Source organism: Mycobacterium vicinigordonae, from assembly GCF_013466425.1.
In the GTDB taxonomy this organism is placed as follows: domain Bacteria; phylum Actinomycetota; class Actinomycetes; order Mycobacteriales; family Mycobacteriaceae; genus Mycobacterium; species Mycobacterium vicinigordonae.
This window is the reverse complement of record NZ_CP059165.1, coordinates 2,897,304-2,918,674: the sequence shown is the minus strand read 5'-3', so window position 1 is coordinate 2,918,674 and position 21,371 is coordinate 2,897,304. Positions and strand designations below refer to the sequence as shown.

The following is a 21,371-nucleotide window of genomic DNA, read 5'->3' as shown; positions in this document are numbered from 1 at the left end:
CTGCGCGCTCAGGCTCGCGGCCCGAGTTGCAAGACACGCGAACTCTGATACAGGCAGACCGCCGCGGCGGCGGCCACATTGAGGCTTTCCGCTGCCCCGACCATCGGGATGCGCAGGCGACGGTCGGCCTGCTTGGCGATTTCGGGTGGCAGACCGTGGGATTCGGGTCCGAACAACCATGCCGTAGGAGCGCCCAGCAACGCGTCGGCGTCATCCAGGGACGTCTCGCCGTCCACCGCGGTGGCGAGTAGCTGCAGCCCCGCCGCGCGCAACCGGCCCAGCGCATCCGAAGCATCGGCCGCGACGACAACCGGAACCGCGAAGATGCTGCCGGCGGAGGCACGCAGACACTTGCCGTTGTAGGGATCGACGCTGTTTCCGGCCAGCACCACCGCCGCGGCGCCCATGGCGTCGGCGATCCGAATAAGGGTGCCGGCATTGCCCGGTTCACCGATCCCGACGGCAACTGCGACCAGTCTCGGCGAGCCCTCGAGCACCTCCCCGAGCCCGGTTCTAGGGAGATCGCAGACGGCCACCAATCCCGACGGGGTGACAGTGTCCGACAATGCCTTGGCCGCGCGTTCGGTCACCAAATACACCGGGGCGCGCTGCCCTGCCAGCAGCGCGTCATGGCGTCCGGCGGCGTCCTCGGTGGCGAAGACCTCGCGGACCATTCCGCGCCCGGCAGCTGCCTGGACAAGGTTGGGCCCTTCGGCCAGGAATTGACCCGCGCGGCGACGGCCTACGTGACGGTGCAGCTTTACCGCCGCAGCCACCCGGGTCGAGCGTTCGGTGAGCACAGCCTGCGTGGCAAGCTACCGGCCGGTCAGGCCGCCTCTCCCGAAGGAGCGTTGACATCCTCTGGCAGCGCGGCGCGGGCCACGTCGACGAGCGCGGTGAACGCCGCCGGATCGCTGATCGCGATGTCGGCGAGGTTCTTGCGGTCCACCTCGACCCCTGCGGCCTTTAGGCCCTGGATCAGCCGGTTGTAGGTGATGTCGTTGGCACGCGCCGCGGCGTTGATCCGCGAGATCCACAACTTGCGGAATTCTCCCTTGCGGGCGCGACGGTCGCGGTAGGCGTAGTTCAGCGAATGCAGCTGCTGCTCTTTGGCTTTGCGGTAAAGCCGGGACCGCTGGCCGCGGTAGCCCTTCGATGCCTTCAGGACGCTGCGCCGCTTCTTGTGGGCGTTGACCGCCCGCTTCACGCGTGCCATGGGTGTTCCTACTCTCGTTCAAACTTGGGTTGGGGCTGGGGCAGCCCGGAATTGGTCAAGGGGTTGGGGTGCTGTGCGTCGCTCAGCCGTCAAGCAGCGACTTAACCCGCTTGGTGTCGTTGGCCGAGACGACCGTACGACCGTCCAGCCGCCGGGTGCGCTTGGTCGCCTTGTGCTCGAGCAAGTGCCGGCGATTGGCCTTCTGCCGGACAATCTTGCCGGTTCCGGTGCGTCGGAACCGCTTCGAGGCCCCACTGTGAGTCTTGGCCTTGGGCATCTTCCCTCAATTTCCTCAGGTTCGTGGTTCGTGGTTGTTGCTGGCTGTCAGTTCGCGGCGGAGTCCTCGTCGGCAGGTTTGGCTCCGGGTTCACCCTCGTGCCGCGCCTTGGCGCGAGTCTTCGCGCCACGGTGCGGTGCCAGCACCATCGTCATGTTGCGCCCGTCCTGCTTGGCCGACGTTTCGACGAAGCCGTACTCCGCGACGTCGGCGCCCAGACGCTGCAGAAGGCGGTAGCCCAGCTCGGGCCGGGACTGCTCGCGTCCGCGGAACATAATCGTGACCTTGACCTTGGACCCGGCTTCGAGGAAGCGGACCACGTGGCCCTTCTTCGTCTCGTAATCGTGGTCGTCGATCTTGGGGCGCAGCTTTTGTTCCTTGACGACGGTCTGCTGCTGGTTCCTGCGGGATTCGCGCGCCTTCTGGGCCGCCTCGTACTTGTACTTGCCGTAGTCCATGATCTTGCAGACTGGCGGTCGGGCGTTGGGAGCAACTTCGACAAGGTCGAGATCGGCGTCCGCGGCGACGCGGAGTGCGTCTTCGATACGCACGATGCCTACCTGCTCTCCCCCAGGGCCGATCAATCGAACTTCAGGTACGCGAATGCGCTCGTTGACGCGGGTCTCAGTGCTGATGGGGCCTCCCTCGTTGGCTTATATTCCGGTGCGGTCCAGTCCTGGACGGTCGGAAACAGCGGTGGGGACACACCAAACCATCAGCAAAAAAGCCCCGCAGCAGCAGGGCCCAATGCCGACCGATCACGGCTTGCACAACGCCAGCCGCCTGCGCCAAGCGCAGAACAGGCACCTTTCGGATGCCTGTGACCGGACCGAATAGCCTGGACGGCTACCGGTGGGAGTGGGACTCCACTTAACGTTCCCTGGCCTTCGCCGGGGTGGTCGCAGCGGTCAGTCTAACAGCACTAACGCGCCGGGTCGGCAACGCGCCAGTTAGCGGGCGGGCCGCAACGGCAAGTATTTCGAAGTTTTAGGGCATATCCTCGCGGTCTGTGACACTCATCAAGCCTCGCTCAGTGCGCCGGCCGTCATCCCGGTACCACTGGCTACCCGCCGTGGCCGGCTGGACCGTCGGCGTCATCGCGACCGTGTCGCTACTGGCCAGTCTCTCGCCGCTGATCCGCTGGCTCATCCACGAACCACGGGAATTCATCAATCGCTACCTGTTCAACTTCCCCGATACCAGCTTCGCGTGGTCGTTCGTGCTGGCGTTGCTGGCGGCCGCGCTCACCGCGCGCAAGCGCATCGCGTGGGTGGTGCTGCTGGGCAACATGGTGGTATCCGCGAGTATCAACGCCGCCGACATCGCCGCAGGTGGCAACACGCCGGCCGAGGCGTTCGGCGAGAACCTCGGCTTTGCATTCCACATCGTGGCCACCGTCCTGCTGGTGCTGGGCTACCGAGAATTCTGGGCAAAGGTGCGCCGCGGCGCTCTGTTCAGGGCTGCCGCGGTGCTGGTGGTTGGGGGCGCAATCGGGATTTTGGCGTCGTGGGCGCTGGTCGAGATGTTCCCCGGCACGCTTGCGCCGCACGACCGGCTGCCCTACGTCGCCAACCGGGTGATCGGGTTCGGCTTGGCCGATTCGGATCTGTTCACCGGGCGCCCGCACGTTTTCCTGAACGCGATATTCGGCCTCTTCGGCGCGTTTGCCCTGATCGCCGCCGCGATCGTGCTGTTTTTGTCCCAGCGGGCGGACAATGCGCTGACCGGCGAGGACGAATCTGCGATCCGCGGCCTGGTCGAGTTGTTCGGCAAGAACGACTCGCTGGCCTACTTCGCGACGCGGCGCGACAAGTCGGTGATCTTCGCGCCGAGCGGGCGTGCCGCCATCACCTACCGAGTCGAAGTCGGCGTCTGCTTGGCCAGCGGCGACCCCGTCGGTGACCCCAAGGCGTGGCCCCAGGCCATCGACGCGTGGTTGCAGCTGTGCCAGACGTACGGCTGGGCGCCGGGGGTCATGGGGGCGAGTTCCCACGGCGCGCAGGTGTTCCGCGAGGCCGGCCTCAACGCGCTGGTACTCGGTGACGAGGCCATCCTGCGGCCCGCCGAATACAAGTTGTCCGGCCCGGAGATGCGGGGCGTGCGCCAGGCGGTCACCCGGGCCCGGCGCGCCGGGTTGACGGTGCGCATCCGACGGCACCGCGACATCTCCCCCGACGAGATGGCAAAAACCGTCGAGCGTGCGGATGCCTGGCGCGACACCGAAACCGAGCGTGGATTCTCCATGGCGCTGGGTCGGTTGGGCGATCCGGCCGACGCTGACTGTCTGCTGGTGGAAGCGGTAGATCGCGGCGGCGAGGTGGTCGCGATGCTGTCCCTGGTGCCCTGGGGTACCACCGGGGTCTCGTTGGACGTGATGCGCCGTGCCCGGGAATCGCCCAACGGCACCATCGAGCTGATGGTCAGCGAATTGACGCTGCATGCCGAAAGTCTCGGCATCAGCCGAATCTCGTTGAACTTCGCGGTCTTCCGCTCCGCGTTCGAGCAGGGCGAGCAGCTCGGCGCGGGACCGGTCGCGCGGTTGTGGCGGGGGCTGCTCGTGTTCTTTTCCCGGTGGTGGCAGCTGGAGACGCTCTACCGCTCCAACGCGAAGTACCAACCCGAATGGGTACCCCGCTACGCCTGCTATGAGGATGCCCGCATGATCCCGCGGGTCGGTGTCGCCTCGGTGATCGCCGAGGGTTTCCTGGTGCTGCCGTTCAGTAGGCGCGACAAGGTTCACACCGGTCACCATCCCGCAGTGCCGGAGCCGCTGGTGGCAACCGGCCTGTTGCATCACGACGGCACGGCTCCGGACATCAGCGGGCTGCAAGAGGCCGAGATCCCCGAATCCGACGAGCCGCACCGCCGTCAGCCCGAGCAGGTGCGCGTGCGGCTGGCGAAGCTGAAGAAGTTGCGCGACAGCGGCATTGACGCCTATCCGGTGGGCCAGCCGCCCACCCACACCGTGACCGAAGCGCTGGGCGCCGACGACGACTCCGACGTCGTGGTGTCGGGGCGCATTCTTCGCGTGCGCAATTACGGCGGCGTACTGTTCGCCCATCTGCGGGATTGGTCCGGCGAAATGCAAGTGCTCCTGGACAATTCGCGTTTGCAGCAGGGTCGGGCCGCTGACTTTAACGCCGCGATCGACCTCGGCGACCTGGTCGAGATGACCGGGCACATGGGATTCAGCGACAAGGGCACCCGGTCGCTGATCGTGAGCCGCTGGCGTCTGATCGGCAAGTGCCTGCGGCCGCTGCCGAACAAGTGGAAGGGGCTCACCGACCCGGAGGCCCGGGTACGCACCCGCTATGTCGACCTGGCCGTCAACGTCGAGTCCCGCGAACTGATCACTGCCCGCAGCGCCGTATTGCGCTCTATCCGAGAAACGTTGTCCGCCAAGGGATTCATCGAGGTGGAGACCCCGATGCTGCAGCAGGTGCACGGAGGCGCAACCGCCCGGCCGTTCATCACCCACATTAACGCCTACTCCATGGACCTGTTCCTGCGCATCGCCCCGGAGCTTTACCTCAAGCGATTGTGCGTCGGTGGCGTGGAGCGGGTTTTCGAGGTCGGTCGCGCCTTTCGCAATGAAGGCGTCGACTTCAGCCACAACCCCGAATTCACCCTGCTGGAGGCCTATCAGGCGCACGCCGACTACAAGGTGTGGATCGAGGGCTGTCGCGAATTGATCCAGAACGCCGCCCAGGCCGCCAACGGCGCGCAGACCGCGATGCGGCCCAGGGCTCAGGACGATTCCGGCAGCCGGCTGGAACCGGTCGACATCTCCGGCATCTGGCCGGTGAAGACCGTCCACGATGCGGTGTCGGAAGCTCTGGGTGAGCAGATCGACCCCGACACCGGGCTGGCCCGGCTGCGCAAGCTCGCCGACGCCGCCCGTATCCCCTACCGCGCCTACTGGGATGCGGGCGCGGTGGTGCTGGAGCTCTATGAGCACCTGGTCGAGTCGCGCACCGAGCAGCCCACCTTCTACATCGACTTCCCGACGTCGGTTTCGCCGCTGACCAGGCCGCACCGCAGCAAACGCGGTGTCGCGGAGCGCTGGGACCTGGTCGCGTGGGGCGTCGAACTGGGTACCGCCTACAGCGAGCTCACCGATCCGGTGGAACAGCGGCGCCGACTCGAGGAGCAGTCGCTGCTGGCCGCCGGCGGCGACCCAGAGGCGATGGAACTCGACGAAGACTTCCTGCAGGCGATGGAATATGCGATGCCGCCGACAGGCGGGCTGGGCATGGGCGTGGACCGGGTGGTGATGCTGATCACCGGACGTAGCATCCGCGAGACGCTGCCCTTCCCGTTGGCCAAGCCGCACTAGCCGGCGCGGGTGTCCGCCTCGACGCTTCCACCGCCTGGGTAAGTCGCCCGGGTCCGCCGGGCGATATTCGCGTGGCACTGCCATCCGTGCAGCGCATGGACGCGCTGGGCGAGCAGCCCAGATGGTACTGACGCTGGTGTATTGGGACCTGATGGTGCGTTATTTCGACGGTCGGCAGCCCAAGTAACCTGACGGGCATGCCCGAGCAGCCGACCGCTCCCGATCCCGGCTACGACAGTGCGGGGGTGCCCACGTTCGAATCAGTGCGCGAGAAGATCGAATCGCGCTACGGTGCCGCAGTGGGGGCCGAGGAGCTGGCGGGCGAGACGGCCGAAGGCCAGTCGATCGAGGAGGATTACCAGGAGCGTCAGCGGGCCGCCGCTGAGCGCCTGGCGCAGATCCGGGAGTCAATGCACGCCGATGAGTGACACATTGCCGACCTCGCGGACCGGCCGTCGGTTCGGGCCGTACCAGCTGGGCCGCCTATTAGGCCGTGGCGGGATGGGTGAGGTCTACGAAGCCCACGACACGGTCAAGGACCGTACCGTCGCACTGAAGTTGATGTCTCAGGAACTCAACTCCGACGACACATTCCGGCGCCGCATGCAGCGGGAAGCCCACACCGCGGGGCGTCTGCAGGAACCCCACATCGTGCCGATTCACGACTTCGGGGAAATCGACGGTCAGCTCTACATCGACATGCGCTTCATTGAGGGCGAAGACCTCAGCTCGCTGCTGGAGCGCAGCGGTGCGCTGCCGCCGGCGCGCGCGGTCGCGATCATCACCCAGGTGGCGGCCGCGCTGGACGCCGCCCACCGTGCCGGCGTCATCCACCGCGACATCAAGCCGGAGAACATCCTGATCACCGGCGACGACTTCGCCTATCTGGTCGACTTCGGCATTGCCGCGGCAGCAACGGATCAGCAGCTCACCAAGACCGGCACCGCGGTGGGCAGCTGGCGATACATGGCGCCCGAGCGGTTCGCCGACGACGAGACCACCTACCGCTCCGACATTTACGGGCTGGCGTGCGTGCTGTACGAGTGCCTCACCGGGGCGCCCCCCTACCAGACGCAGAACCTCAGCGCGCTCATGGCGGCGCACATGATGCAGCCCGTCCCGCGGCCCAGCCATAGCCGCCAGGACGTCCCGACGGCGTTCGACAGGGTGATCGATCGTGGCATGGCGAAGAATCCGGCAGACCGATTCCCGACGGCTGGCGAGCTGGCGCGTGCGGCCAAAGAGGCCCTGAGCGCTCCCGACCGGGACCGGGCGGCCACCATCATCGAGCACACCCAGCATCACGCGCCGCCGCCCAGCGGCCCGGTCACCCAACCGCACTGGACGCCGCCGGTGTCGCATCCGACGTATGCGGCACCCCCACCGCAGGGGCCGGCACATCCGCCGCCACAGTGGCGGGCGGCGCCGCCACCACGCCGCAACAGGTGGCTGTTGCCCGCCGCGGCGCTGGTGGTTGTGCTGATCGTGGCCGGTGTCGGCATCTGGTTGATGACCGGCAGCCGCGATGCTGAGCGAACGGCGCCGGGCACGACTACCTCGGCAACAGCGAGCAGCGCAGCCGTGACAACCGCTTCGCCTACAGCGGCACCGTTGGTGACTGCGGCGCAATTGGACTCACTGCTACTTAGCGAGCAGCAGATCGCCACCATCGTCGGCACTACCGGAATCGTCGTGGATCACAACGTCTCGGAGATGAAGGACCCGGGTCCGGAGAACACGTTGTCCGACGAGCGTTGTCTGGGGGCGCTCATCGGTTTTCAGACGCGGACCTACAAGAGCAGCGGCTACACCGGGATGTCCGCACAGCTGTTGCAGAAGCCGAACAGTAACCCCGGCTACGTGGTGGTCCAGGGCTCAGTGGTGTTCGCGTCAGCCCAGCAGGCCGCCGACTTCGTGACAGCGCAGTCGGAGTCTTGGCAGTACTGCGCCGGTAAGTCGGTGACCCAGGTCAACAGCGGCAAGACTTCCGAGTGGACATTCGGTCCGCTCAGCGGCAACCCGCCCAATATCGCGCTGTCGCGAACGTTGGCCGACAACCCGGTCGCCTGCCAGCACGTGCTGAGTGCGGTTTCGAATGTGGTGTTCGACGTCAACGTCTGCGCACCCGGGACCGTCAACCAGGCCAGGCTGGTCGCCAATCAAATGGCCGCCAAGCTACCCAAGTGACCCGCGGGAATTATTGAGCCGTGCGACGATTCAGCGTCGTGGAACGACGAAACCGCCTGGCGCGCAGGCACTTTCTGGCGGCGCGGGGCTCAGCGACGCGCGTCACGGCCGGGCTGCTCGGCTTGCACGCCACCGATCCCGCCACGCCGTACCTGTCGCTGTGGGCCCGTTGCCCCGACTTCACGGTCGCCGGCCTGGACCGGCTGCTCTATCAAAGACGTTCCGCAGTCAAGCATCTGGCGATGCGACGGACGTTGTGGCTGGTGAACTCCGATGACCTGCCGCTGGTTCAGGCGGCAGCCAGCACCGCCATCGCCGACAACGAGCGGCGCCGCCTTGTCGCCGACCTGCACAAGGCCGGGGTCGCCGAGGACGGTGACGAATGGCTGGACCAAGCCGGCGCGGCCGTGCTGCGTCACCTCGCGCAGCACGGTCCGGCGAATACGCCCGAGCTGCGAGCCGCACTGCCCGAGCTGGCTGGAACCTATGATCCGGCCCCGGGAAAGCGTTGGGGTGGTTCGACTCCGGTGGCGCCGCGGGTGTTGACAGTGCTGTCCGCGCGGGGCGAGGTGGTGCGCGGCCCCAATGACGGTTCTTGGACCTCGTCTCGGCCGCGGTGGGTCATTACCCGCGACTGGCTGAGCGAGAGCGGCGGGCAAGCGACCGAGGCGGCGGCCCGCGCCGATCTGGTCCGGCGTTGGCTTCGGACGTTCGGGCCGGCCACCGTCGCCGACATCAAATGGTGGTTCGGCACCACGCTCACCGCGACCCGGGTCGCGCTGGCCGCGATCGGGGCGGTGGAGGTGGACGTGCACGGCAACCCCGGCTACGCCCTGGCCGAAGACCTGGCTACCGAACCCGACGTGGCGCCGTGGGCTGCGCTGCTGCCGGCACTGGACCCCACCGTCATGGGCTGGTTGCAACGCGATTGGTACATCGGCGATCATCGCGAACAAATCTTCGACCGCAACGGAAACGCCGGTCCGACCGCGTGGTGGAACGGGCGGGTGGTCGGCGGCTGGTGTCAGGAGACGAGCACCGGGCAAAAGGGCCGTGTCCGACTGCAGTTACTGGAAGATCCAGGCGAGCAGGGGCGCCGAGCGCTGCAACAGCGGGCCGATGAGCTCACCGCATGGCTGGACGGGGTGCGGATCAGCCCCCGCTTTCCGTCGCCCCTGTCCAAATCCGATCGCGGGCCGTCAGGCCTGGCCTGAGTCAGTTACTAGAGCAAGGGGTATGTGCGGGGGATGCATTGGCTGGGTTCGCACCTCGCGGCGATCGGAGCTGCTACAGCGGCATCGTTGTTCGTGGCATTGGGAATTGTGGTACGGCAGGCCGCTCTGCAGCGTCCCGCCGTCAGCGACAAACCCATGCCGGCGGCCGTCGTGGCCGTGCTTCGCGACGGACTGTGGTGGGCGGGGACGTTGTCAGCCGTGGCTGGGTACGCGTTTCAGGCTCTCGCACTTGCCCATGGGTCGCTGATGCTGGTGCAACCGCTGCTGGTGTCCTCACTGCTGTTCGTGCTGCCGCTGAGTGCTTGGCGTACCGGTAAGCGGGTGACTGGATCCGAATGGGCTTGGGCGACACTGCTAACCGCCGCGCTGGCGGTCTTCGTGCTGGTTGGACGACCGAAGGAAGGGCATTACCACTTGACGGCTCCGGCTTTGTTGTTTGCCTGCGCCGCGACGGTACCGGTGCTGGTGATCTGCGTGGGGCTGGCACGTCGTACCACCGGCAGAGTGCGTGCGACGTCACTGGGGGTGGCGGTAGCCATCGGACTCGGAATGATCGCCCTGTTGACCAAGACGTGTACGCGCTTGTTCGGGGTCGGCGGCTGGCACGCTCTGCTCTCCGTTCCCGCCCCATACCTGGTGGTATTGCTCGCTATTGGCGTCACCGGTCTGCAGCAGTGGGCTTTTCAGGCGGGAGCCCTGCAGGCGTCGGTGCCAGTCATGCTGGTGGGCGAACCAGTCGTGGCGGTTGCGCTCGGCATTGTGGTCCTCGGCGAGCACCTGACGGCCCATGGTGTGGGAGCGCTGCTCCTGCCGGCCGCTATTGGCGCGATGGCAGCTGCGACCGTCGCAATGGGCCGTGGAGAAGGCGCACAGACTGAGGAAGCCGCCCGGCTACACGCCCAATAATTTTGAGCAGCAACGTGGTTACGCACTGACTTTGCGCCGCTTGCTAGCTGAACGCTTGGGGGTCGCGGTAGCCGGGCCGAGAACCTCGGCGAGGAACTTCCCGGTGTAACTTTCCGTCACCGCCGCGATATCTTCCGGAGTGCCTTGCGCGACAACGGTTCCACCGCCGGCACCGCCCTCCGGACCCATGTCGACAATCCAGTCGGAGGTTTTGATCACGTCCAGATTGTGCTCGATGACGATCACGGTGTTGCCCTTGTCGACCAGGCCATTAATGACGTTGAGCAGTTTGCGGATGTCGTCGAAGTGCAGTCCGGTGGTCGGTTCGTCGAGAACGTAGATGGTGCGCCCAGTGGATCGCTTCTGCAGTTCGGAGGCCAGCTTGACCCGTTGTGCCTCACCGCCGGACAGCGTCGGCGCGGGCTGACCGAGCCGCACGTAGCCCAGGCCGACGTCGACCAGGGTGCGCAGATAGCGATGAATGCCGCTGATCGGCTCGAAGAATCCGGCGGCCTCCTCGATCGACATGTCCAAGACCTCGGAGATGGTCTTGCCCTTGTAGTGCACCTCGAGGGTTTCCCGGTTGTAGCGTGCGCCCTGGCACACCTCGCACGGCACGTACACGTCGGGCAGGAAGTTCATCTCGATCTTGATGGTGCCGTCGCCGGTGCACGCCTCGCATCGGCCGCCCTTGACATTGAAGGAGAACCGGCCGGGTTGGTAGCCACGGACCTTGGCCTCGGTGGTGGCGGCGAACAGGGTGCGGATCTTGTCGAACACACCGGTGTAGGTGGCCGGGTTAGACCGGGGTGTGCGCCCGATTGGCGACTGGTCCACGCGCACCAGCTTGTCCAGGTGATCCAGGCCGGTGACTCTGGTATGCCGTCCCGGAACCTGGCGGGCGCCGTTGAGCCGGTTGGCCAGCACGGCGGCCAGGATGTCGTTGACCAGCGTCGACTTGCCCGAACCCGACACCCCGGTCACCGAGGTCAGCACGCCCAAAGGAAATGCCACGTCGATGCCGCGCAGGTTGTGTTCGCGGGCACCGACGACGGTCAGTCGCCGTTTAGGGTCGACAGGTCGGCGCATCGCCGGCATCTCGATACTCTCCCGGCCCGAAAGGTAAGCGCCGGTGATCGATTGCTTGTTGCGCAGCAGCTCGCTGTACGGTCCGCTGTGCACGATGTGCCCGCCGTGCTCGCCGGCCCCGGGCCCGATGTCAACAATCCAGTCGGCGTGCTCGATGGTGTCCTCGTCGTGCTCCACGACGATCAGTGTGTTTCCTAAATCCCTTAGGCGCGTGAGGGTTTCGATCAGCCTACGGTTGTCGCGCTGGTGCAGCCCGATGGACGGCTCGTCAAGCACGTAGAGCACACCGACCAGACCGGAGCCGATCTGAGTGGCCAGCCGGATGCGTTGGGCTTCACCGCCGGACAAGGTGGCCGCGGCGCGGGACAGCGACAGGTAGTCCAGTCCGACGTCGAGCAGGAAGCCCAGCCGAGACTGGATCTCCTTGAGCACCTGCCCGGCGATGGCCCGCTCGCGGGGGCCCAGGGTCAGCGCATTGAGGAAATCGGAGCAGTCCGCGATGGACAGCTCGCAGACCTCGGCGATGGACTTCGGGCCGTACTCCCCCGCCGCAAGCGTCACCGCGAGGATCTCGGGCTTGAGCCGGGTGCCCTCACACACCGGGCACGGGATGTCCCGCATAAAGCCCTCGTAGCGTTCTTTCATCTGCTCGGACTCGGTCTGGGCCATCTTGCGCTGCAGGAACGCCAGCACGCCCTCGAATTCGGCGTAGTAGGACCGGGTGCGCCCGTACCTGTTGCGGTAGCGCACATGCACCTGCTCGTCGGCGCCTTCGAGGATCGCTTTGCGAGCCTTGGCCGGCAGCTTGCGCCACGGAGTATCGACATCGAAGCCCAGCGCGTCACCGAGGCCGGCCATCATCCGGGTGAAGTACTCGGCGGTATGACCGGAAGACCACGGCGCCACCGCGCCCTCGGCCAGGGTGAGCTCCGGGTCGGGCACCACCAGGTCGGGGTCGACTTCCTTGCGGATGCCTAGGCCTACGCATTCGGGGCAGGCGCCGTAGGGCGAGTTGAACGAGAACGACCGCGGCTCCAAGTCGTCGACGGCTAGCGCGTGCCCGTTCGGGCAGGCGAGCTTTTCGGAGAACCGCTGCTCACGGGGGTGGTCATGCTCGTCACGGTCGTCCGGGAACTCCAATACGACGATGCCGTCGGCGAGGTTAAGCGCCGTTTCTACCGAGTCGGTGAGCCGCTGCTTCGCGCTGGCTTTGACAGTGAGGCGGTCCACCACCACCTCGATGTCGTGCTTCTCCTGTTTCTTGAGCTTGGGCGGATCGGTTAGGGAGTGCACCACGCCGTCCACGCGAACCCGGCTGTAGCCCTGCGCATTGAGTTTGTCGAAGAGATCGGCGAACTCGCCTTTACGGGTACGCACCACCGGGGCCAGGACTAGGAACCGGATGCCATCGTCCATCGCGAGCACCTGGTCCACGATTTGCTGGGGCGTCTGGCGCGCGATCCGCTCACCGCACATCGGGCAGTGCGGCGTGCCCGCGCGGGCATAGAGCAGCCGGAGGTAGTCGTAGACCTCGGTGATGGTGCCGACCGTCGAACGCGGATTGCGGTTCGTCGACTTCTGGTCGATCGACACCGCCGGCGACAAGCCCTCGATGAAGTCGACGTCCGGCTTGTCCATCTGCCCGAGGAACTGGCGTGCATATGCCGACAGCGATTCCACATAGCGGCGCTGCCCCTCGGCGAAGATCGTGTCGAAGGCCAGCGACGACTTGCCCGACCCGGACAGCCCGGTGAACACGATCAGGGCGTCACGGGGTAGGTCAAGGTCGACGCTGCGCAGGTTGTGCTCCCGCGCGCCCTTGACGATGAGGCGGTCGGCCACGCTGTCCCTTTCAGCTCAAACTCGTAGAGCCCTGCCATGACGAACAGTCCACAGCGCAGGCCGCAATCCATGCTAGGTGCAGGCACCGACAAGCCGCGGCCAGCCACTGAACGCCCACCGCGGACCAAGTAGCGTGACCAGCATGATCACTGTCTCCGACACCTACACCGGACACGTAGACCCAGGCACGGCCGCCCAGCGCACACTGCCTGGGGCTACGATCTTGAAGGCCTCGGTCGGCCCCATGGACAACAACGCCTACCTGGTGACCTGTTCCGCGACTGGAGAAACATTGCTCATCGACGCCGCCAACGACGCCGACGCGTTAATCGACCTGATTCGGCGGCACGCGCCGAAGGTGGCATTGATCGTGACCAGCCACCAGCATTTCGACCACTGGCAGGCTCTGGAGGCCGTTGCCGAGGCCACCGCGGCGCCGACGGCCGCGCACGCGATCGATGCCGAGCCGCTACCGGTCAAACCGGATCGTTTGCTAGCCAACGGCGACACGGTGCAGATCGGAGGACTTACCTTCGAGGTCATCCACCTGCGCGGCCACACCCCCGGGTCGGTGGCGCTGGCTTTAGACGGGCCCGCTACCGGTGGCGTCACCCAGCTCTTCACCGGCGACTGCCTGTTCCCGGGTGGGGTGGGCAAGACCTGGCAACCCGGCGACTTTGAGCAGCTGCTCGACGACGTGTCCACGCGGGTGTTCGACGTATACGACGATGCCACCGTGATCTACCCCGGCCACGGCGACGACACAGTGCTCGGCGCCGAACGCCCGCACCTGGCCGAATGGCGTGACCGCGGCTGGTAGGCCGCTTACGGCCCTACGTGGTGTGCACGATCAGAACGTCGACCTTCGCCTTACGCGAGACGTTGGCCGGCACCGAGCCCAGCAGCCGTCCTGCGATCGTGCTCAAGCCGACATTGCCGACCACCAGCAGGTCCGCCTTCTCCGACTCGGCCAGCTGCACCAGGGCGTCCACCGGGGCGCCTTCGATGGCGCGCTCCTCGACGTTCTTCGCACCGGCGATGTGCGCCCGCTCCTTGGCCGTGTGCAGGATGTCGTAGATGGGACCGGTGCCCGTCACCTTGTAGCTCTCGCCCTTCAGGGCGTCAACCGCGCGGGCGTCCTCCTGCTGGGGCAAAAACGCCGAGGCAATGATTAGTTTGGCGTCGCCTCCGGCGATCCTGGCCGCCCTTTCGACCGCGCGCAGCGACGAATCCGAGCCGTCAGTACCTACGACAACGGTTTGATAGGCGCTCATTTACCCTCCCAGGGTGTCGGTTTCTCAGCCAACCCAAGACAGTATCGCGTTGCTGGACTGAGATGGGAGAGATTTGCGGCGTGGCAGCGCTCACGGTCGCGCCGCCGCATCGCGCAGGTCACGTCGCCGGGCTGCTCAACTGCGCTGTTCGGCAAACCTCCACATAAGGTGATAGGCGATCATGTCCACCTCCGTAGTCGAAGATCCCTTGGCCGACGACGCCCAACCGGCGCCGTCGGCAACTTCGCGCGGCAGATTGCTGGACCCGTGGGCGATCGCCGCACTGACCGCTGTCGTCAGCGGCGCGTGGGCCGCGCGGCCATCGTTGTGGTTCGACGAGGGCGCGACGATTTCGGCCTCAGCCAGCCGCACGCTGCCCGAGTTGTGGAAGTTGCTAACCCATATCGACGCAGTCCACGGCTTCTACTACCTGCTGATGCACGGCTGGTTCGCGATTTTCCCCCCGACCGAGTTCTGGTCGCGCGCCCCCAGCGCCTTGGCGGTGGGCGCCGCCGCCGCCGGTGTGGTGGTGTTCGCGAAGTTGTTCTCGGGGCGCACCACGGCGCTGTGCGCGGGTGTCGTATTCGCGATCCTGCCCCGAGTGACGTGGGCGGGAATCGAAGCCCGCTCCTACGCGCTGTCGGTGGCGGCGGCCGTCTGGCTGACGGTGCTGTTCGTCACCGCGGTGCGGCGTAATCGGACCGGGCTATGGGTTGCCTACGCGTTGGCGCTGATGGTGACGATCCTGGTGAGCATCAACACAGTGCTGTTGGTGCCGGTGTACGCGGCGATTTTTCCCGTCGTGGCGCCGGAGAGGCCACGGAAGTGGCCAGCCATCTGGTTAGGGGTGACATCGGCCGTCGCGCTCGGGGTGATGACGCCGTTCCTGTTGTTCGCCCACAATCAGGTCTTCCAGGTCGGCTGGATCGCGGGGCTGCACCGCAACCTGTTCCTCGATGTCGTGCACCGGCAATTCTTCGACCACAGCATCGCGTTCGCGATCCTGTCCGGTGTGATGGTGGTCGTCGCGGCCGTCACCAGGTTTACCGGGCGGGCCCGGGCAGAGGTCGGTACCGGCAGGTTATTGCTAATCAGCGTTCTGTGGGTGGTCATACCGACCGCCACGGTGCTGATCTACTCGGCGGTCAGCGAACCGATCTATTACCCGCGCTATCTGATCTTCACCGCACCGGCGGCAGCAGTCATCCTGGCGATCTGCATCGTCGCCATCGCCCGTACGCGGTGGCAGGTGGTCGCCCTGCTGGTGGCCCTGGCCGTGGCGGCATTTCCGGGCTATTACTTTATTCAGCGTGGGCCATACGCCAAGGAGGGGTGGGATTACAGCCAGGTGGCCGACGTCATCAGTGCCCACGCCGCACCCGGTGATTGTCTGCTGGTGGACAACACGGTGCCCTGGCTGCCCGGGCCGATCCGCGCCCTGGTCGCCACTCGACCGGCCGCATTCCACTCCTTGATCGACATCGAACGGGGTGCCTACGGGCCTAAGGTCGGCACGTTGTGGGACGGTCACGTCGCGGTCTGGCTCACCACCGCCAAGATCAACAAATGCACCGTCCTCTGGACGATCACCAACCGCGACTCATCGCAGCCCGATCATCAAGCAGGACAGTCACTTTCGCCTGGAAAGTTTGGGCGTTCACCAGCCTACCGGTTTCCGGCCTACCTGGGTTTTCATATCGTCGAGCGTTGGCAGTTCCACTATTCACAGGTCGTCAAGTCGACGCGTTGAGCGTCGGTCAAAGGTGTGTTGCCCGGTAGGAGCTGAGGAATCCGAGGGCGGCCAGCGCGGTGAACACGGCAAACAGCCAGCGCGCTGACGTCACCTCGCCACCGGGCGCGGTGTTGACGACGACACCCGCCAGCCCGGCACCGAAAGCCCCCGAACTCAGCTGGACGATGTTGATCGCCGCGGCCGCCACACTGCTTTCGGCCGGGTCGTCGACGGCGGTCATGGCCCACACCGCCAGATGCGGCCACGCTATCCCGATACCCGCCCCGGTGATCAGCAACGCCAGCGCCCACAGCATCACATAGGACAACGAAGCGTACGGACGTTGCGTTATCGCACCTAGCGCGAGGCCGGACGCCATCACCAGCGGGGCCACGGCCACAACCCGTCCAATCAGTTGTCGATCCGTGAGCGAAGCGCTGACGACCTCGGCCAAAGTCCACCCCGTCGCAAGTGCAGCCCCCAGGAACCCAGACTCCACCGGACTCAGGTCGGCCAGCTTCTGTCCGAACATCGGCACATAAGTGTTGGCCATCGCGGCCACCATCTGGACCGACATGGTCAGGTAGATCCATTTGAGCGGTCCCGAACCGAACACGCTGCGCGGCAACACCGCGACGTGCATGCGCCAGTCCACGATTAGAAAGACCACGACCAGCACCGCCGCGGCAGCCAGCAACCCGAAGGTCTGGATTCGGTATTCCGGCAGTTCCGCGATGCTGACGACCAGTGCGGCCGCACCGATCAGCAGCAGCGACCAAACCGGCACCGGGTGGGTGAGGGGGTTCGCCTCGCCAATGTGCCCGGGCGGCAGCACCTTTCGCACTAGCAGAGCCATCAACGCCGCGACGACCGCGATCGACACGAACGCCCACTGCCACAAGTCCAGCTGGGCGTAGATCCCTCCCGTTGTGGGCCCGATCAGCGTCGCGACCCCCCACATCGTCGAAACCAGCGCCGAGCCGCGGGTCCACAAGTGGCGCGGCAACGCCGAGTTGATCAGCGCATATCCAAGGCCGGCCAGCAGTCCCCCGGCCGCTCCTTGCAGCATGCGTCCGGCGACCAAAGTCTGCATGTTCGGCGCCAATGCCGACACCAGGCTCGACAGCCCGAATACGGTGAGTCCCATCAGGTACGACGATCGCGCTCCCACGCGCACCAACATCGGATTCACCGTGGTGGCCGCGACCACCGATCCGACGAGGTAGAGCGTCGTCGCCCAGGCGAACAGACGTTCGCCGCCGATGTCCGAGACGATGCTGGGGAGCATGCTGACGGTGAGGAATTCGTTGGTGGCATACAGTCCGACGCCTCCCGCCAGCACTGTGCAGATGCCGAGATGTCGGCCGAACAGCTCTCGCCAACTGCCGGTCTCGCCGACCGTCTTCACCACCCTCCCACCGTAAGAGGTGTCGACGTTAGGGAAGTGGTCGGCGATCGCGGCGAGTCGCCTGGAACGCGGTCAGCACACCGACCGCGGCCAACGCGGTGAACACCGCGTATAGCCAACGGGCCTGGATCACTGCGTCGCCCGGCGCGGTGTTCACGACGACACCGGCAATCCCGGCGCCGAATGCTCCAGAGATGAGCTGAACGGTGTTGATCGCGGCGGCGGCCGCGCTGCTCTCGGCCGGGTCGTCGACAGACTCCATGGCACGCACCGACATGTGCGGCCAGGCCATCCCGATACCGATTCCCGCAATCACCAACGCCAGCGCCCACAGCCCGACCAGGCTCGGCGACGCGTCGGCGCTCTGAGTGAGGGCACCCACCCCCAGACCGGTTCCCATCAACGGAGGCGCAGCCAGCACGACGTACCCGATGACACGCCGGTTGTGCAGCGATGCGCTGACCACCTCGCTGACTGTCCAGCCGACAGCCAGCGAGGCGCCGAGGAAGCCGGCCCCCACCGGTGACAGGTGTCCCAGTCGCTGACCGAACAGCGGCACGTAGGTGTCGACCATCACGGCCATCATGAGTACGGCCATGGTCAAATAGATCCACTTCAAGGGTCCGGAACCGAACACGCTGGGCGGCAACACCTTTGCCCGGCTCCGGCGATCAACCGCCACAAAGGCCGCGACCAGCAGCAACCCGAGCAATACCAGGCCGGCAATCGCAGCGGCGTTGTGCGGCAGTTGCGCGACGCTGACCGCCAGCGCGGCGGCCCCGATCACCAGCAGCGACCGCACCGGCACCTTGCGCGTGGTGCTCTCCCCCGCTGCGACGGCGCGCTCGGCGCCCAGGACTCCGGTCACCAGAGCGGCCATCAACGCCGTTAAGACCGCCATCGTGCCGAACGCCCATCTCCATAAACCGAACTGCGCGAAGATCCCCCCGATCGCGGGTCCCACCACGGTCGCGACGCCCCACATCGCCGATACCAGCGCGGACCCGCGCGTCCACAGCTCACGCGGCAGTTCGGCATTGATCAGTGCGTAACCGAGCCCGGCCAGCAGGCCGCCCGCGACGCCCTGCAAGGTGCGGCCCGCGATCAGCACCTGCATCGTCGGGGCGATCGCGCAGACCAGGCTAGCTACCCCGAACACGGAGAGTCCCAACAGAAATGACACGCGGGCCCCGAACTGCCGCAGTGTCGCATTGACCGTGGTCGCGGCCACCACGGATCCAACCAGATACAACGTAACCACCCAGGCGTACAGGCGGCTACCGCCGATTTCAGCAATCGCGCTGGGCAGCAGGCTGACGGTCAGGAACTCGTTGGTGGCGTACATCCCGACACCACCCGCCAGCACGGTGCAGGTGCCCAGATGGTGGCCCAGCAATTCACGCCAGCTCCCGGTCTCGCGCGCTGTCTGAGTCACTTGAGGCCGGCGGCGTCCATACCCCGCAACTCCTTTTTGAGGTCCGCGATCTCGTCACGGAACCGGGCAGCGAGTTCGAACTGCAGGTCCCGCGCGGCCGCCATCATCTGCGCGGTGAGGTCCTTGATCAGGTCGGCCAGTTCGGCGCGCGGCATCGAGGAGGTGTCACGGCCCTCGAACACCCCGGCACTGACTGCCCGGCCCGGCTCCCCCTGGGCGCGTCGACCGCGGGACGCGTTACGGCCCGACCCACCGACGGCTTCGGTGTCGTCGGCCTCTCGGTAAACCTGGTCGAGGATATCGGCGATCTTCTTGCGCAGCGGCTGCGGGTCGATGCCGTGCGCTTCGTTGTAGGCAATCTGTTTGGCCCGCCGCCGCTCGGTCTCGTCGATCGCTTCGTTCATCGAGTCGGTGAGCTTATCGGCATACATGTGGACTTCGCCGGAGACGTTGCGCGCGGCCCGGCCGATGGTCTGGATCAGGCTGCGGGTGGACCTTAGGAAGCCTTCCTTGTCGGCGTCGAGTATGGCCACCAACGACACCTCGGGCAGGTCGAGGCCCTCGCGCAGCAGGTTGATACCCACCAGCACGTCGTAGTCCCCGAGCCGGAGCTGTCGCAGCAGCTCGACCCGGCGCAGCGTGTCGACCTCGGAGTGCAGGTAACGCACCCGGATGCCCATCTCCAGGAGGTAGTCGGTGAGGTCTTCGGCCATTTTCTTGGTCAGTGTGGTCACCAGGACACGCTCGTCGGCTGCGGCGCGTTTGCGGATCTCGCCGATCAGGTCGTCGATCTGCCCCTTGGTGGGCTTGACCACCACTTTCGGATCCACCAGCCCGGTCGGGCGGATGACCTGCTCGACGAACTCGCCGCCGGTCTGACTGAGTTCGTACGGTCCCGGAGTGGCAGACAGATATACCGTCTGCCCGATCCGGTCGGCGAACTCCTCCCAGGTCAGCGGCCGGTTGTCGACCGCCGACGGCAGCCGGAACCCGTATTCGACCAGGTTGCGCTTGCGCGACATGTCGCCCTCGTACATGCCGCCGATCTGCGGGACGGTGACGTGCGACTCGTCGATGACCAGCAGAAAATCGTCCGGGAAGTAGTCCAGCAGGGTTGCCGGCGCCGAGCCCGCCGGCCGACCGTCGATGTGGCGCGAATAGTTCTCGATGCCTGAGCAGAACCCGACCTGTCGCATCATCTCGATGTCGTAGTTGGTGCGCATCCGCAGCCGCTGCGCCTCCAGTAACTTGCCCTGACCTTCCAGTTCGGCTAAGCGTTCGGCGAGTTCCTGCTCGATCGTGGAGATCGCCTGGGCCATCCGCTCTGGCCCGGCGACGTAGTGGGTGGCGGGGAAGATGCGCAGCGAGTCGACCTGCCGGACCACGTCCCCGGTGAGCGGGTGCAGGTAGTACAAAGCCTCGATCTCGTCGCCGAAGAACTCGATCCGCACGGCCAGCTCTTCGTAGGACGGGATGATCTCCACAGTATCGCCGCGGACCCGGAAGGAGCCGCGGGTGAACGACAGGTCGTTGCGCGTGTACTGCACGTCGACCAAAAGCCGCAGCAGCGCGTCCCGTGGCACTTCGTTGCCGACCTGCAGTTCTACCGAGCGGTCCAGATAGGACTGCGGCGTGCCCAGGCCGTAGATGCACGACACCGATGCAACCACCACCACGTCGCGCCGGGACAACAGCGACGAAGTCGCGGAATGCCGGAGCCGCTCCACGTCGTCGTTGATGGAGCTGTCTTTCTCGATGTAGGTGTCCGTCTGCGCGATATAGGCCTCCGGCTGGTAGTAGTCGTAGTACGAGACGAAGTACTCGACCGCGTTGTGCGGCAACATCTCCCGCAGTTCATTGGCAAGCTGTGCGGCCAGCGTCTTGTTCGGCGCCATCACCAGGGTGGGACGTTGCAGGCGTTCGATCAGCCAGGCGGTAGTCGCCGACTTGCCGGTGCCGGTGGCACCCAGCAAGACGACGTCGCGCTCCCCTGCCTTAATCCGCCGTTCCAGATCTTCGATGGCGGTCGGCTGGTCGCCGGCCGGGTCGTGCGGGCTGACCACTTCGAACCGGGAACCGGTACGGACAATCTCGTCGACGGCGCGATATTCGGAGTGGGCGACAACTGGATGCTCGGTGGCGAAAGCCATGTCGGCCAGGGTAGTCGGCGCCACCGACACGCCGCCGTAACGCAGGCGCCATCCGGGCGGAGTCTCAGCACCGAAGTCTGCCAAATGCCGTCGAAATAGCATCGCGACCCCGCCTAGGACGCGCGGGCAACGGCGCCGCCCGCGGTCGCGCCGCCCCATTGGCCCCTGCGGACACACTAGCAACATGCACCTCCCAGGTAACGGAAAGGCGCTGGCAGAGCGTCATTTTCATCCGACACGACCTCGTGGCGCTCCAGACTTGTCACTCCGGTGGCCTATGTTGG

The 21,371-nt window shown here is 66.1% G+C and carries 16 protein-coding genes; 7 read left to right on the top strand and 9 right to left on the bottom strand.

Features of this window, described 5'->3' with window-relative positions:
• Positions 1 to 8: 8 nt before the first annotated feature.
• The 4 genes from H0P51_RS13275 to infC all read right to left on the bottom strand — a co-directional run bounded on the left by H0P51_RS13275 (position 9) and on the right by infC (position 2,128).
• Positions 9 to 800 carry a TrmH family RNA methyltransferase gene (locus H0P51_RS13275; RefSeq protein ID WP_180918488.1) on the bottom strand — a complete coding sequence of 264 codons (792 nt, stop codon included), beginning with the start codon at positions 798 to 800 and terminating at the stop codon, positions 9 to 11.
• 26 nt (positions 801 to 826) lie between these two features.
• Positions 827 to 1,216, bottom strand: coding sequence for a 50S ribosomal protein L20 (gene rplT / locus H0P51_RS13270; protein WP_180918487.1), 390 nt, complete (start codon positions 1,214 to 1,216; stop codon positions 827 to 829).
• An 82-nt stretch (positions 1,217 to 1,298) separates the two neighbouring features.
• A complete protein-coding gene (gene rpmI / locus H0P51_RS13265) occupies positions 1,299 to 1,493 on the bottom strand; it encodes a 50S ribosomal protein L35 (RefSeq protein WP_180918486.1) in 195 nt (64 codons plus the stop codon).
• Between the two features lie 47 nt (positions 1,494 to 1,540).
• Positions 1,541 to 2,128 carry a translation initiation factor IF-3 gene (gene infC, locus H0P51_RS13260; RefSeq protein WP_180918944.1) on the bottom strand — a complete coding sequence of 196 codons (588 nt, stop codon included), beginning with the start codon at positions 2,126 to 2,128 and terminating at the stop codon, positions 1,541 to 1,543.
• 374 nt (positions 2,129 to 2,502) lie between these two features.
• Here infC and lysX point away from each other — a divergent pair, with 374 nt between their 5' ends.
• The 5 genes from lysX (at position 2,503) to H0P51_RS13235 (ending at position 10,157) form a co-directional block, all read left to right on the top strand.
• Positions 2,503 to 5,829 carry a bifunctional lysylphosphatidylglycerol synthetase/lysine--tRNA ligase LysX gene (gene lysX / locus H0P51_RS13255; RefSeq protein ID WP_180918485.1) on the top strand — a complete coding sequence of 1,109 codons (3,327 nt, stop codon included), beginning with the start codon at positions 2,503 to 2,505 and terminating at the stop codon, positions 5,827 to 5,829.
• A gap of 197 nt (positions 5,830 to 6,026) precedes the next feature.
• Positions 6,027 to 6,257: a hypothetical protein gene (locus tag H0P51_RS13250; RefSeq protein ID WP_180918484.1), complete on the top strand. Its 231-nt coding sequence runs from the start codon at positions 6,027 to 6,029 to the stop codon at positions 6,255 to 6,257.
• Positions 6,250 to 8,016 (top strand): serine/threonine-protein kinase PknH/PknJ, encoded by a 1,767-nt coding sequence (locus tag H0P51_RS13245; RefSeq protein WP_180918483.1) that lies wholly within the window; start codon positions 6,250 to 6,252, stop codon positions 8,014 to 8,016. The genes H0P51_RS13250 and H0P51_RS13245 overlap by 8 nt, the downstream gene beginning before the upstream one ends.
• A 20-nt stretch (positions 8,017 to 8,036) precedes the next feature.
• Positions 8,037 to 9,230: a winged helix DNA-binding domain-containing protein gene (locus tag H0P51_RS13240; protein WP_180918482.1), complete on the top strand. Its 1,194-nt coding sequence runs from the start codon at positions 8,037 to 8,039 to the stop codon at positions 9,228 to 9,230.
• A 93-nt stretch (positions 9,231 to 9,323) separates the two neighbouring features.
• A complete protein-coding gene (locus H0P51_RS13235; protein ID WP_246398616.1) occupies positions 9,324 to 10,157 on the top strand; it encodes a DMT family transporter in 834 nt (277 codons plus the stop codon).
• Positions 10,158 to 10,175: 18 nt separating this feature from the next.
• On the opposite strand, the gene uvrA is transcribed toward H0P51_RS13235, so the two are convergent.
• On the bottom strand, positions 10,176 to 13,088 hold the full coding sequence (uvrA, locus tag H0P51_RS13230; protein WP_180918480.1) for an excinuclease ABC subunit UvrA: 2,913 nt from the start codon (positions 13,086 to 13,088) through the stop codon (positions 10,176 to 10,178).
• Positions 13,089 to 13,230: 142 nt separating this feature from the next.
• On the opposite strand from uvrA, the gene H0P51_RS13225 reads away from it, so the two are divergent.
• On the top strand, positions 13,231 to 13,908 hold the full coding sequence (locus tag H0P51_RS13225; RefSeq protein ID WP_180918479.1) for an MBL fold metallo-hydrolase: 678 nt from the start codon (positions 13,231 to 13,233) through the stop codon (positions 13,906 to 13,908).
• 13 nt (positions 13,909 to 13,921) lie between these two features.
• Here H0P51_RS13225 and H0P51_RS13220 read toward each other — a convergent pair whose 3' ends face one another.
• Positions 13,922 to 14,362 carry a universal stress protein gene (locus H0P51_RS13220; protein ID WP_180918478.1) on the bottom strand — a complete coding sequence of 147 codons (441 nt, stop codon included), beginning with the start codon at positions 14,360 to 14,362 and terminating at the stop codon, positions 13,922 to 13,924.
• A gap of 181 nt (positions 14,363 to 14,543) precedes the next feature.
• On the opposite strand from H0P51_RS13220, the gene H0P51_RS13215 reads away from it, so the two are divergent.
• Complete coding sequence (locus tag H0P51_RS13215; RefSeq protein ID WP_180918477.1) at positions 14,544 to 16,112, top strand: mannosyltransferase; 1,569 nt, start codon at positions 14,544 to 14,546, stop codon at positions 16,110 to 16,112.
• A 7-nt stretch (positions 16,113 to 16,119) separates the two neighbouring features.
• On the opposite strand, the gene H0P51_RS13210 is transcribed toward H0P51_RS13215, so the two are convergent.
• The 3 genes from H0P51_RS13210 to uvrB are packed head-to-tail and all read right to left on the bottom strand — an operon-like array spanning position 16,120 to position 21,087.
• Positions 16,120 to 17,505, bottom strand: a complete 1,386-nt coding sequence (locus H0P51_RS13210) for an MFS transporter (RefSeq protein WP_180918476.1) — start codon at positions 17,503 to 17,505, stop codon at positions 16,120 to 16,122.
• 25 nt (positions 17,506 to 17,530) lie between these two features.
• Positions 17,531 to 18,937, bottom strand: coding sequence for an MFS transporter (locus tag H0P51_RS13205; RefSeq protein WP_246398613.1), 1,407 nt, complete (start codon positions 18,935 to 18,937; stop codon positions 17,531 to 17,533).
• Positions 18,934 to 21,087 (bottom strand): excinuclease ABC subunit UvrB, encoded by a 2,154-nt coding sequence (uvrB, locus tag H0P51_RS13200; RefSeq protein WP_180918942.1) that lies wholly within the window; start codon positions 21,085 to 21,087, stop codon positions 18,934 to 18,936. The genes H0P51_RS13205 and uvrB overlap by 4 nt, the downstream gene beginning before the upstream one ends.
• Positions 21,088 to 21,371 lie beyond the last annotated feature (284 nt).

Excerpts from the sequence above, each read along its gene's own strand:
- rplT (WP_180918487.1), bottom strand. The coding sequence starts at position 1,216 with ATGGCACGCGTGAAGCGGGCGGTCAACGCCCACAAGAAGCGGCGCAGC.
- rpmI (WP_180918486.1), bottom strand. The coding sequence starts at position 1,493 with ATGCCCAAGGCCAAGACTCACAGTGGGGCCTCGAAGCGGTTCCGACGC.
- H0P51_RS13250 (WP_180918484.1), top strand. The coding sequence starts at position 6,027 with ATGCCCGAGCAGCCGACCGCTCCCGATCCCGGCTACGACAGTGCGGGG.
- H0P51_RS13245 (WP_180918483.1), top strand. The coding sequence starts at position 6,250 with ATGAGTGACACATTGCCGACCTCGCGGACCGGCCGTCGGTTCGGGCCG.
- H0P51_RS13225 (WP_180918479.1), top strand. The coding sequence starts at position 13,231 with ATGATCACTGTCTCCGACACCTACACCGGACACGTAGACCCAGGCACG.
- H0P51_RS13220 (WP_180918478.1), bottom strand. The coding sequence starts at position 14,362 with ATGAGCGCCTATCAAACCGTTGTCGTAGGTACTGACGGCTCGGATTCG.
- H0P51_RS13215 (WP_180918477.1), top strand. The coding sequence starts at position 14,544 with ATGTCCACCTCCGTAGTCGAAGATCCCTTGGCCGACGACGCCCAACCG.
- uvrB (WP_180918942.1), bottom strand. The coding sequence starts at position 21,087 with ATGGCTTTCGCCACCGAGCATCCAGTTGTCGCCCACTCCGAATATCGC.